Annotated in this window: 13 protein-coding genes and 1 riboswitch; of the genes, 6 read left to right on the forward strand and 7 right to left on the reverse strand. The window is 69.4% G+C overall.

What is annotated here, in order from left to right:
* Positions 1–2: 2 nt before the first annotated feature.
* The 5 genes from ACGFRF_RS15480 to ACGFRF_RS15500 form a co-directional block, all read right to left on the reverse strand.
* Positions 3–485, reverse strand: coding sequence for an NUDIX domain-containing protein (locus ACGFRF_RS15480; protein ID WP_391696324.1), 483 nt, complete (start codon positions 483–485; stop codon positions 3–5).
* Between the two features lie 88 nt (positions 486–573).
* Positions 574–1,479, reverse strand: a complete 906-nt coding sequence (locus tag ACGFRF_RS15485) for a LysR family transcriptional regulator (protein ID WP_393739997.1) — start codon at positions 1,477–1,479, stop codon at positions 574–576.
* A 237-nt stretch (positions 1,480–1,716) separates the two neighbouring features.
* Entirely contained in the window at positions 1,717–2,865 is a 1,149-nt protein-coding gene (locus ACGFRF_RS15490) for a cystathionine gamma-lyase (RefSeq protein WP_393739999.1), read from the reverse strand.
* The gene (locus tag ACGFRF_RS15495; protein WP_393740001.1) at positions 2,862–3,353 is read right to left on the reverse strand and encodes a low molecular weight protein-tyrosine-phosphatase; all 492 of its coding nucleotides are present in this window, start codon (positions 3,351–3,353) and stop codon (positions 2,862–2,864) included. Before ACGFRF_RS15495 ends, ACGFRF_RS15490 begins: the two co-directional genes overlap by 4 nt.
* Before the next feature lie 7 nt (positions 3,354–3,360).
* Positions 3,361–3,738 (reverse strand): phage holin family protein, encoded by a 378-nt coding sequence (locus ACGFRF_RS15500; protein ID WP_393740003.1) that lies wholly within the window; start codon positions 3,736–3,738, stop codon positions 3,361–3,363.
* A 59-nt stretch (positions 3,739–3,797) separates the two neighbouring features.
* Here ACGFRF_RS15500 and ACGFRF_RS15505 point away from each other — a divergent pair, with 59 nt between their 5' ends.
* The 4 genes from ACGFRF_RS15505 (at position 3,798) to ACGFRF_RS15520 (ending at position 6,134) form a co-directional block, all read left to right on the forward strand.
* Entirely contained in the window at positions 3,798–4,115 is a 318-nt protein-coding gene (locus ACGFRF_RS15505) for a cupin domain-containing protein (protein WP_023548672.1), read from the forward strand.
* Positions 4,116–4,247: 132 nt separating this feature from the next.
* A complete protein-coding gene (locus tag ACGFRF_RS15510; RefSeq protein ID WP_393740005.1) occupies positions 4,248–4,460 on the forward strand; it encodes a DUF5326 family protein in 213 nt (70 codons plus the stop codon).
* A gap of 400 nt (positions 4,461–4,860) precedes the next feature.
* On the forward strand, positions 4,861–5,598 hold the full coding sequence (locus ACGFRF_RS15515; RefSeq protein WP_393740155.1) for an IclR family transcriptional regulator: 738 nt from the start codon (positions 4,861–4,863) through the stop codon (positions 5,596–5,598).
* A gap of 98 nt (positions 5,599–5,696) precedes the next feature.
* Positions 5,697–6,134 (forward strand): SsgA family sporulation/cell division regulator, encoded by a 438-nt coding sequence (locus ACGFRF_RS15520; RefSeq protein ID WP_393740007.1) that lies wholly within the window; start codon positions 5,697–5,699, stop codon positions 6,132–6,134.
* A gap of 140 nt (positions 6,135–6,274) precedes the next feature.
* On the opposite strand, the gene ACGFRF_RS15525 is transcribed toward ACGFRF_RS15520, so the two are convergent.
* Positions 6,275–7,738 (reverse strand): YibE/F family protein, encoded by a 1,464-nt coding sequence (locus tag ACGFRF_RS15525; RefSeq protein ID WP_393740157.1) that lies wholly within the window; start codon positions 7,736–7,738, stop codon positions 6,275–6,277.
* Positions 7,739–7,818: 80 nt separating this feature from the next.
* Positions 7,819–7,996: riboswitch (TPP riboswitch) on the forward strand.
* On the opposite strand from ACGFRF_RS15525, the gene thiC reads away from it, so the two are divergent.
* Together thiC and ACGFRF_RS15535 are read left to right on the forward strand one after the other, a co-directional pair.
* Positions 7,989–9,773, forward strand: a complete 1,785-nt coding sequence (gene thiC / locus ACGFRF_RS15530) for a phosphomethylpyrimidine synthase ThiC (RefSeq protein ID WP_393740009.1) — start codon at positions 7,989–7,991, stop codon at positions 9,771–9,773. Its footprint overlaps the riboswitch before it by 8 nt.
* A 111-nt stretch (positions 9,774–9,884) precedes the next feature.
* A complete protein-coding gene (locus ACGFRF_RS15535; protein ID WP_393740011.1) occupies positions 9,885–10,988 on the forward strand; it encodes a hypothetical protein in 1,104 nt (367 codons plus the stop codon).
* A 61-nt stretch (positions 10,989–11,049) separates the two neighbouring features.
* Here the strand turns inward: ACGFRF_RS15535 and ACGFRF_RS15540 are convergent, their stop codons facing one another.
* Positions 11,050–11,913, reverse strand: a complete 864-nt coding sequence (locus tag ACGFRF_RS15540; protein ID WP_393740012.1) for a hypothetical protein — start codon at positions 11,911–11,913, stop codon at positions 11,050–11,052.
* Between the last annotated feature and the right edge of the window lie 179 nt (positions 11,914–12,092).

Raw genomic sequence — 12,092 nt, forward strand, 5'->3', positions numbered from 1 at the left:
CGCTATCCGAGGTCGGGAGCATGCATGGCGCGTACCCCCTCGATATTGCCGTCCAGGTAGTGGCGCAGCGACAGCGGGACGAGATGGACGGAGGCGATGCCGACGCGGGTGAACGGGACACGAACGATCTCGTACTCACCGGCCGGCTCGTCCACTTCGGGGCCGTGGCGCAGGGAGGGATCCATGGATTCCAGTCGGCAGACGAAGAAGTGCTGCACCTTCACACCGGTGGCGCCGCCATCGTCACCGATGTGCTCCACGGTGTCCACGAAGCACGGCACCACATCGGTGATCTTGGCGCCGAGCTCCTCGTACACCTCTCGATGCAGGGCGTCCACGACGGTCGGATCGCCGGGCTCGACCCCGCCGCCGGGCGTGACCCAGTAGGGATCGACACCGGGCTTGGTGCGCTTGATCAGGATCAGGTCGTCACCGTCCAGCAGAACGGCACGGGCGGTGCGCTTGACCACGGGTCGGACGGTCATGGGAGAAATGTGGCCCGGCAGGTTCCACGTGAAACATCGCAAAGCGCCACCGTGCGACCGCAGGGAGTGCGCTCCTGGAAAGGCGCCGTCAGCACCAGGCCGCGGCAGCCCGCTGGAGCCACTCGAGGGCCCGGGCGATATGGGGCATGGCGAGGGTGCCGGTGCGCACCACCAGGAAGTATGTGCGCAGTGGTGGCACCACCGGGTCGTGCAGGCTGACGATCGTGCCGTGGGCGAGGGCGGGGACGCACAGGTAGCGGGGCAGCACCGCCAGCCCGGCGCCCGCGATCGCACAGGCGAGCACAGCCCGCAGGTCGGGGACGATGACCGCGCCCGAGGCAGCCGGGCGGGAGTCGAAGACGGAGGCCCAGTAGCGTGAGACGAAGGGCAGCGACTCATGGACCTCGACGACGGGCAGGTTCTCCAGGGCCGGCGCTCCCTTCAGGCGCAGCGCGTCCGAGCCGATCCGCTGTGCCCAGCGCGGGGCGGCGACCAGCAGGTGCTCCTCGTCGCAGAGCGGAGTGGCGGTGAGCAGGGCGCCGCGTGGCCGGGCGGTGCTGATGGCCAGATCGTGGTGTCCGGCGGCCAGCCCCTCCAGTGTTTCCTCCGCGGTACCGAAGGAGGCGCGCAGCGTGAAGCCCTGGCCGTCCTCGCCGGTCAGCTCGGTGAGGGCGGGCAGGGCGCGTTCGGCCGTGAACTCCGGCGGGCCGGCGAGATGCAGCGTCCGTAACGACGACTCGTCGTCCAGGCCGGTCTCGGCTATCTCCACCAGGGCGTCGAGGTGCGGTGCGGCCTTGTGCGCCAGCTCGTCGCCGATGGTCGTCGGGGTCACCCCGCGGGCCTGCCGGAGGAAGAGAGGTCTGCCCAGCTGGCGCTCCAGCGTGCGGATCTGCGAGGTGACCGCGGGCTGGGAGAGCCCGAGCAGGGCGGCGGCGCGGGTGAAGGAACCGGCCCGGTGCACGGTGACGAAGGTCCGCAGCAAGGCCAGATCCATGGCGTGCCCTCCCCTGTCCCTGCCGTCCTCCGGCCCCCGGGCAGGCAACTATAAATAAGTCGATAGGTCTCTGTCGCTAGCGTGATTGGACACTGACACAGAGTCAACTAGCCTTGTCCGGACGGTTCTCAGCACGCGGAACCGAGGACGGTCCGAGCCACGAGGGGGGAGGCTCGGACCGTCCGCCGACACCAGCGGGCGGACGCGTCCCAGCTCATTCGGTGGCTGCGGCCCGGCTCACTCCGCGGACTCGTCCAGGGCACGCTGCAGGTCGGCGATCAAGTCGTCGGGATCCTCGGCGCCGACGGACATGCGGATGAAGCCCTCCGGGACCGCGTCCCCGCCCCAGCGGCGGCGGCGTTCGGCCGTGGAGCGCACCCCGCCGAAGCTCGTCGCGTCCTCCACCAGACGCAGGGCCTCGAGGAAACGCTCGGCACGCGCGCGCGTGGGCAGCGTGAAGGACACCACGCAGCCGTAGCGGCTCATCTGCTGTGAGGCGATCTTGTGCGAGGGGTCGTCGGACAGACCGGGGTAGCGCAGGTCGGACACCTCGGGCCGCTGCCGCAGCGCCTCGGCGACCCGCAGGGCGGTGGCGTTCTGCCGGTCGACGCGCAGCTGGAGCGTGGCGATGGACCGGTGCGCGAGCCAGGCCTCCATGGGGCCGGAGATCGCCCCGACGATCTTGCGCCAGCGGCGTACGGCGGCCATCGCCTCGGCGTCCCGACCGCTGACGTAGCCCAGGAGGACGTCTCCGTGCCCGGTGAGCTGCTTCGTGCCGCTGGCCACGGAGAAGTCGGCGCCGAGCTCCAGCGGGCGCTGTCCGAGCGGGGTGGCGAGGGTGTTGTCGACGGCCACCAGAGCACCGCACGCGTGCGCCGCGTTCACCAGCCGCCGGATGTCGCACACGTCGAGCCCGGGGTTCGACGGGGACTCGATCCAGAGCAGCCGGGCGCCGTCGAGGACCTCCAGCTGGGCGTCGCCGCCGGTGGGCGCGGTGCGCACCTCGACGCCGTACGCCTCCAGCTGGGCGCGGACCAGCGGCAGCACCTGGTAGCCGTCGGAGGGCAGCACGACCGCGTCCCCGGCGCGCAACTGGGAGAAGAGCACCGCGGAGATCGCCGCCATGCCGGAGGCGAACACCAGCGTCTCGACGTCCTCCGCCCCCGGCGCCTCCAGCTCGGCGATGGCGCTCTCCAGCAGCGTCCAGGTCGGGTTGTCGTCACGGCCGTAGGAGTACGGCCCCGTCACCTCGCCGGGCAGGTGGAAGTGAGCCGCGAACACCGGTCCCGGCAGGGTCGGCTCGTGCTTGACCGGCTCGGGCAGTCCGGCCCGTACCGCGCGCGTGCCGTCGCCGATGGGGCCCTCGTCGTTGGTGGCGTCGCTCATGCGGCCCGTCCCTCCAGTTGTTCCTGTACGGCGGCGAGCAGACCAGTGCTCGCCGCTTCCACCATCTCAAGACACTCCTCGAAGCCGTCCCGGCCCCCGTAGTACGGGTCCGGAACGTCGAGGTCGCCGTCGGCGGTGAGATCGAACGAGCGCAGCAGGTGGATCTTCCGCGCGTCCTCCTCGGTGGGGGCGATGCGGCGCAGGGCCTGGAGGTGGCCGGTGTCGAGGGCGATCACGAGGTCGAGCCGGCCGAACCACGAGGGCTGGAACTGGCGGGCGATGTGCTCGGTGTCGTAGCCGTGCTCCTCGAGGACCGAGACGGTGCGCGGGTCGGCGGCCTCGCCCTCGTGCCAGCCTCCGGTACCGGCGCTGTCGACCTCGACCAGGTCCTCGAGCCCGGCCTCCGCCACGCGCGCGCGAAAGACGGATTCGGCCATGGGGGAGCGGCAGATATTGCCGGTGCACACGAAGCAGACGCGGTAGGACATGGCGCGTTCAGTCCTCGTCGGGCAGGACGACGTGCAGCGCCCAGGAGACGACGGAGACGATCAGACCGCCCAGGACGGCCGTCCAGAAGCCCTCCACGTGGAAGCTCAGGTCGAGCTTGCCGCACACCCAGGAGGTCAACAGCAGCATCAGCGCGTTCACCACCAGGGTGATCAGCCCCAGGGTCAGGATGAACAGCGGGAAGGTGAGTACCTTCAGGACCGGCTTGACCAGCCAGTTCACCAGGCCGAAGATCAGCGCTACGACGATCAGCGTGCCGGCCTTCTTGGCCGTGCTGTCACCGGTCAGGGTGATCTTGTCGAGCAGCCACACGGCGACCGCGAGGGCGCCCGCGTTGGCGATCGTCTTGACTACGAAATTCTTCATGTATCTGATCGTGGCAGACCGGAAGGGAAGCGGGCAGTGAGGCGAGGGCGGCAGCGGCGATGAAGGCATTCCGGCTGGACGAACTGGAGGCGGAGCGCGCCGCCAACGAGGGTGCCTACCTGCAGTTCCTGCGGGAGCGGAACATGTCGGTCGGCCTGTACGCCCTCAACGCGGGCGAGCACGACCCACAGAAGCCACACAATCAGGACGAGGTGTACTTCGTCGTCAGCGGACGGGCGTCGATCACGGTCGGTCTGGAGACGACCGAGGTGGCGCGGGGCAGCGTCGTGTACGTGCCCGCCGGGGTCGCGCACAAGTTCCACCACATCAGCGAGGACCTGAGGGTGCTCGTCGTGTTCTCTCCGCCCGAGGCGTGAGCCCGGACCCGGGGTTCCCTAGGGGACGCGTCAGGGGACGACAAGGGATACGCGACCCCCACGGCCCCCTTGGCGGCCCTAGCATCGAGTGCAGAACATCGACAACGCACGAGAACGCAAAGGACGAGGGCGATGCGAGAGATCTTCGCGGGGCTGCCGTGGTGGGTGAAGTGGGTCGCGGTGCCGATCACCGCCCTGGTCGTGTTCGGCGGCCTGATAGTGACCGTGGTCGGATTCGTGATCAACCTGCTGTTCAAGGCGCTGATCTTCGTCGCCCTGGTCGGCGGTCTGATCTACCTGGTGCGCAAGTTCATGACGAACTCCTCCACGCGCGGCGACTGGTGAGGAGGCGGGGACCGGCGACCGGTGAACGGTGAGGTGAACCGGTTCCCTCGGGGGAGGGAAGTTTCCCCGTGAGACCGCCTGCGCGCGGTGGCTGACGATTAGAGTCCGGAACTCCCCACGAAATCCGTGGTGGCGCAGACCCCCATCCGTGCTCTACCTCCGCACGGGCTGCCCCCTCGCGCTTCGGGAGTGACCCTTGGCCACGGTTGACACCGCACCGGCAGAACCCCACGCACCCCCTACCTCACCGCGCTCCTGCCCGCCCCCCGTCCAGCGGCCACCCACCGCGGTCGTCCCCGGGCAACCGCAGGCCGCGGACCACCCAGGCCATCCGCTGCCGGCGGGCGTCGCAGCGCAACCGGCCTCCAGGCACACTCACGGATCACCGGCCGCGGCGACCCTGATCGGGTCCGTACAGCGAGCCATGCGACTGCTGGAAACCGTCGCCGCGCACGCCTACGGCGCCCCCGCCAAGCAACTCGCCCGCGAGACCGGCCTCGCCCTGCCCACGACGTACCACCTGCTGCGCACCCTGGTCCACGAGGGATATCTGCGCCGGGAGAAGGGGCTGTTCTTCCTCGGTGACGCGGTGGAGCGGCTGAGTAGCAGCGGAGCACAGCAGAAACGTCGCAGCACGGTGGCTGACACGCTCGCGCACTGGCGCGATTCCATCGGTGTGCCGGTGTACTACGCGATGTACCGGGACGGCCAGATCGAGGTCATGTGCGTCTCCGACTCCCCGGAGGCCCCCGCGGTCGAGGAATGGGCCGACTTCCGCGAGACCGGTCACGCGCACGCGATCGGGCAGTGCCTGCTCTCCCAGCTGGACGAGGACGCCCGACGCGACCATCTCACCCGTTACCCGGTGCAGGCCATCACGCCGTACACCGTGCGGGACAACGATGCGCTGCTGCGACGGCTGGCCCGGACGCGGCGCATGGAGGCGGTCGTGGAGCGTCAGGAGTACGCGCTCGGCACAGTCTGCGCTGCGGTTCCCATCACGGTCGGCACCACCGCGGCCACCATGGCCATCTCCCTGCCCGCCCGCCACGCCGATCGCCTGCTGCCCGCGGCCCACCGGTTGCAGGCGGAGATCGGGCGCCACCTCGGGTCTCTCACCCTCTCTATCAGTATCTGAAAAACTACTCCTTGTGATCTCTCGAGTACTTTCAGCAAGATTTGACCCGGTCAGAGGGATCAATCCCGGCCAGTCGATGTCATATGACGGGGTAGACGATGCGCGAGTCCGTACAGGCAGAAGTCATGATGAGCTTTCTCGTGTCGGAGGAGCTCTCCTTCCGCATTCCGGTGGAGTTGCGCTACGAGACCTGTGATCCCTATGCGGTGCGACTCACCTTCCATCTGCCCGGCGACGCCCCGGTGACGTGGGCCTTCGGGCGGGAATTGCTGATCGACGGGGTCGGCCGGCCGTGCGGGGAGGGGGACGTGCACATCGCACCCGCCGATGCCGAGGTGCTGGGCGAGGTGCTGATCCGACTTCAGGTCGGTGGCGACCAGGCCCTGTTCCGTTCGTCCACCCCGCCCCTCGTGGCTTTCCTCGACCGGACGGACAAGCTCGTGCCGCTCGGCCAGGAGGGTGCTCTGGCGGATTTCGATGCCCATCTCGACGAGGCCCTGGACCGCATCCTGGCTGAGGAACAGAGCGCCGGCTGAGGCGTTACGGCAAGGGCACCAGGCGCTCTCCGCCATGCACGTGTGGGCGTGTGCAGGAACGCTTCTGCAGGGGGCTGGCACCGTCGGCCGTACACGGTGTGCGTGACACCGTCTGCCTTGCACGGTCGGCCGTGCCCAGTTCACCGCTTGCGGCGGCGGCCCCGGCCGGCGCGGGCTGGAGGCCGCTGTTCCGCGGTGGGTGCAGGGGCGGCCGGTCCGGACCGGTCGGCCGACACCACCAGCGCGGCGAGCGCGGTGGTGACCGGGACCGAGGCGACCAGGCCGATCGATCCCACCAGCGTGCGCACGATCTCCTCGGCCACCAGTTCACTGTTGGCCACGGTCCCCACGCTGCTCTGCGCGATCGAGAACAGCAGCAGCAACGGCAGCGCGGCACCGGCGTAGGCGAGGACGAGCGTGTTGACGACGGACGCGATGTGGTCGCGGCCGATGCGAATGCCCGCCCGGTACAGCCCGCGCCAGCCCATCGACGGATTGGCCTCGTGCAACTCCCAGACGGCCGACGTCTGCGTCACCGTCACGTCGTCCAGCACACCGAGCGAACCGATGATGACACCAGCCAGCAGTAGACCGCTCATGTCGATCGACGGATACAGGCCATGGATCAGACCGGTGTTGTCGTCCGTGTTTCCGGTGAGGGCGGCCCAGTCGATGAATTCCGAGCCGAGGACGCCGATCAGCAGGAGGGAGACCAGCGTGCCGAGCACCGCGACCGATGTACGGGCCGACAGCCCGTGGCACACGTACAGCGCGATGAGCATGATCGCGCTCGACCCGACGACGGCCACCAGCAGTGGATTCGATCCCTGGAGGATCGCGGGCAGGATGAACAGCGTGAGCACCAGGAAGCTCACGGCCAGCGCGACCAGCGCCATGACCCCGCGCAGCCGGCCCACCACGACGACGGCGAGCGCGAAGATCCCGGCGAGCAGTGCCATGGGGAACTTCCGGTTCACGTCGGTCACCGAGTACTGCAGGTCCTTGGGTGCCGCGGGCTCATAGGCGACGACGAGCTTCTCGCCCTCGTGCAACTGCCGTGACTGGTCCGGCTGCACGATCTCGGTGAAGGTACGGCCCTTGTCCTTGCCGGTGTCGACCCGGATGGTCGCCTTCTTGCAGGTGCCGCCCGCTTCTCGCACCGCCGAACTGCCCTCGGCGGTGGAGGTGTCGCCGGTCGGGGTTCCGCCGGAGGCGTTCACCGACTTGCAGCTGACCTCGACGACCCTGGTGACCGTGGCCTGCTGAGTCTGCCGGTCGAAGCCGACGCCGGTCGGCTTGTGCGAAGGGGCTCCGCCAGGCCAGAGCACGACCAGACCGACCAGGACCGCCGCGGTGAACGGGACCAGGATCGCCGCGATGACCTTGCGCAGGTGCTGGGAGACGGGCGCGGCGGGTCCGTGGCTGTGACTGTGCCCGTGCGCGTGGCCCGGTCCGTGTCCGTCGCCCCCGCCGGAGCCGTGGCCGTGGCCGTGCCCGGCGCCGGGCACGCGGCCGTCATGGGCGGGTTCAGCCACCGGTCCGCCGCCCGGTCCTGAGGCGTCTCGGCGGCGCGGCTCGGGCGGCTGGTACGGGTACTGCTCCATCCTGGTCACCGCCCGATCATCGCAAGAAGGGCAGAGGCCCACTGTTCACCGCGCCACAAATGACGCTAGCGTGGAGGCACCTTTGCACACGCGGGAGCTCGGAGCACCGGGCTGAGAGGGCGCTGACCTCCGTATACGCGATGTTTCACGTGGAACGAGCCATGTTCCACAGGGAACGTCGACAGACGGAAGCCGCTGCGTCGACCGCCGAACCTGTTACCGGGTAATGCCGGCGTAGGGAGTAGGTCTCATGACCAACAAGGACGCACGCACGCCTGCCTCCGTCCAGGACGACACGTCCCAGGAGGCCGGGAAGTCCATCGGCTGGCACAAGGCGTATGTCGAGGGCTCGCGCCCCGACCTGCGCGTGCCGGTCCGTCAGGTGCACCTCACCAACGGGCAGTCGGTCACGCTGTACGACACGTCGGGCCCGTACACCGATCCACTCGTCGATACGGATGTCCGCAGGGGTCTGCCCCCGCTGCGGGAGAACTGGATCATCGCCCGCGGCGACACCGAGGAGTACGCGGGCCGTCCCGTCCGTCCCGAGGACGACGGGATCAAGCACACCGCGCCGCGCGGCGGCCTGCGGAACCTGGACGCGGTCTTCCCCGGGCGCCCGCGCCAGCCGAGGCGGGGCCGCGGCGGCGCGGCGGTGACGCAGCTCGCGTACGCGCGTCGGGGCGAGATCACGCCGGAGATGGAGTACGTGGCCATCCGGGAGAACGTGTCACCCGAAGTGGTCCGTGAGGAGATCGCGGCGGGCCGGGCGGTGTTGCCGGCCAACGTCAACCACCCGGAGATCGAGCCGATGATCATCGGTAAGCGGTTCCTGGTGAAGGTGAACGCCAACATCGGCAACTCCGCGGTGACGTCCTCCATCGAGGAGGAGGTCGAGAAGATGACCTGGGCGACCCGGTGGGGCGCCGACACGGTCATGGACCTCTCCACCGGCCGCAACATCCACACCACCCGCGAGTGGGTGCTGCGCAACTCCCCCGTGCCCATCGGCACGGTGCCCCTCTACCAGGCGCTGGAGAAGGTCGACGGCAGGGCCGAGGAACTGACCTGGGAGATCTACAAGGACACCGTCATCGAGCAGGCCGAGCAGGGCGTGGACTACATGACCGTCCACGCCGGTGTGCGTCTGGCCTACGTACCGCTGACGGCCAACCGCAAGACCGGCATCGTCTCGCGTGGCGGCTCGATCATGGCCGCGTGGTGCCTGGCACACCACAAGGAATCGTTCCTGTACGAGAACTTCGAGGAGCTGTGCGAGATCCTCGCCGCCTACGACGTCACGTACTCGCTGGGCGACGGCCTGCGGCCGGGCTCGATCGCGGACGCCAACGACGAGGCGCAGTTCGCGGAGTTGCGCACCCTCGGGGAACTCAACCGGATCGCCAAGCGTTTCGACGTACAGACCATGATCGAGGGTCCGGGACACGTCCCGATGCACAAGATCAAGGAGAACATCGACCTTCAGCAGGAGATCTGCGATGAAGCTCCGTTCTATACGCTCGGCCCGCTGACCACCGACGTCGCACCGGCGTACGACCACATCACCTCCGGCATCGGCGCGGCGATGATCGCCTGGTGGGGTACGGCGATGCTCTGCTACGTCACGCCCAAGGAGCACCTGGGTCTGCCGAACCGGGACGACGTCAAGACCGGCGTCATCACCTACAAGATCGCCGCGCACGCGGCCGACCTCGCCAAGGGCCACCCGGGCGCCCAGGAGTGGGACGACGCGCTGTCCGACGCCCGCTTCGAGTTCCGGTGGGAGGACCAGTTCAACCTCGCTCTGGACCCGGACACGGCACGGGAGTTCCACGACGAGACCCTTCCGGCGGAGCCTGCCAAGACGGCCCACTTCTGCTCCATGTGCGGGCCGAAGTTCTGCAGCATGAAGATCTCGCAGGACATCCGCCGCGAACACGGTGGCAGCCGGACCGAGATCGAGGAGGGCATGGCCCAGAAGTCCAAGGAGTTCGCGGCAGCGGGCAACCGGGTGTATCTGCCGATCGCCGACTGAGAGGCGACGAGGGGGGCAGGCCGGGAGGCCTGTCCCCCTCGGGACCGGAGGCCGGTAACGGAAGGAGCACGATGGCGTCCGTGCACCGGCAAGATCCATAGGGTCTGCCGTGTGGGTGGGATCGATGTGGCCAACGGAGTGGTCGGCGCCGTCATCGGCATGCTGTTCGCGGTGCTGTTCCAGCAGCCTTTACAGGATGCGTGGTTCCGCCTGCGCAGGCGATCGGCCAGTGCTCTGCGCAGCTTGGGCCGCCGGGAGGAGTCCGGGCCGGCCTGGCGCACGTTCTCGCTGGGCCCTCTGCACACATCTGCGCTGATCGTGGAGGGTGACGGTGAGACCCCGATCCCGCCGGAGAAGGTCTTCGTACACGTACTCGACGACGAAGTGCGGTTGCCGACGGACATGGAGCCCTGGCGGGAGGAGATAGCACTCGAGAGCGAACAGCTGCGCGCCGAGGGACGCACGCCCTTGTGGAACGGACCGCGCTATGCGGTGGAGTCGTTCGACATCTCCCGCTCCGCGCTCGACGAGACCCCGGAGGTGCACCTGCGGCTGCGGCCGACCGACTACTACACCTTCCTGGCGGCCCAGCAACTCGACCGCCGGTTGCCGGACGGTACGACCCCCCGGTCGCGCTACCTTGATCCCGAACAGCCCCTGACGGCCCCGGCGTTCCTGCAGTGCAGCTTCGCCGTCAACATCGCCGTGGTCACCGCCGACGACATGCTCGTGGTGAGCCGTCGCAGCGAGCGGGTGCGGATGGCGCCCGGTGTGTGGAACTCCTCGGTGAACGAGGGGCTGTCCCGGCACATCGACTCGTCGGGCAGGAGCGCACCGGACCTCCATGCGGTGTGCCGCCGGGGCATGCGGGAAGAACTGGCCCTGGAGCCTCACGAATACACCCTCGAGCTCCTGGCCTTCGTCCTGGACGTCGACAAACGCCACTGGAGCGGCCACTACTTCGCCAGGCTCAAGGAACTGCGCAGTACGGACCTCCAGGCGAGGATGAGCAGGGGCGTGGCGGACCGCTGGGAGCACCAGACGATCGACTACGTGCCCTTCCGCCCCTCGGCGGTGGTCAAATACCTGCTGCGGGACGACCGCGTCCACCGCTGGGCGCCGCTGGCACCGGCCTTGTTCCATCTCGCGTTGGTGCGCGCCTACAGCCGCACGTCCGTGGAGCGCGTCGAAGCGCAGGCCGTCCGGCGGCTGTGAGCGAGCGCTGCCGCTCGCGACCGGGTGCCGCTGCCGACGGACCCGGTCGGGGCAGGTGCTCTCACTCGGGCTGGTGTTCGGGGCCGCCGAAGTCCGGGCTCGTGTAGTCGGGGCTGGTGAAGCTCGGGCGGCCGGAGGCGGCACCGTCGTCGGGGCTGCTGAAGCCGGGGCGGTCGTAGCCCAGGCGCGGCGTGCGGCCGGTCGGGGCGGGCGGGGTCGTGCGGTGCAGCGCCGCCGGACCGGGCTCGGCGAGGGCCTCCCGCAGGAACGGCAGGATGCCTCGCTCCAGAACGGCGTCGCGCCAGGCCTCTCTGGCCCTGGCCAGCTCCTCGTGCGCCGCGTCCCGTGCCTGGTCCTGAGCCGAATGGCTGTTGCGCAGTGCGGTGAGCAGCAGCCCGACGGCGGCGACGAGGACCGCCGCGGCGGTCACGGCGCCGAACACCCAGCCGGCGGTGAGCATGGTCCGGGCGAAGGACTGCTCGGGGTTGAGCATCTTCAGGATGTAGCCGACGAGCAGGAAGATGGCCGCCGCGGTTCCGGACAGGACGGGAGCCAGTACGGCGATGACCGCGAAGGCGCCCGCGCCGGTGGTCTCGGCGGCCTGACCGAGGGCGGCGGCGAGGCCCGCCGTGGCCGTGGCCGGGTCCGTGGCGGCGGAGTCGGCGGTGGTCGAAGGGGAGGACAGCGCCGGGTGGCGCAGTTCTTCGCGGACCTTCACGTAGTGCTGGTACTCGGCCGCCGCGGCCGCGGCGATCAGTGCGGTGGCGTTGAGCGCCATGGTGCGCAGTTGTTCGGGGTTGAGCCGCTGTCCGACAGCGGCCAGTTCCGGTCGGTGTGGTGCGGAGCGCAGCGCCTCATCGAGGAGCCGCTCGAATTCCTGGCGGTCCTCGCTCTGCAGGTACTGCGGAACGCTGTTCATGTGCATCCCCCGATGCTCCGTAGGGCTTGGGGCTCGCACGCCGGCGAGCCGTCGGGCAGAAACGGAGGGGAGCCTGCTACGGATAAGCCGATGGTAGAGCCGTGGCGGTGCACGGTGACAGGGGGTTGCCGGAAATTGCGTTCCGGTCCGGGTGTACTCCGGCGGGGCGCGCCGGCCCTCGGAAA

It is taken from the genome of Streptomyces sp. NPDC048521, assembly GCF_043199855.1.
In the GTDB taxonomy this organism is placed as follows: Bacteria; Actinomycetota; Actinomycetes; order Streptomycetales; family Streptomycetaceae; genus Streptomyces.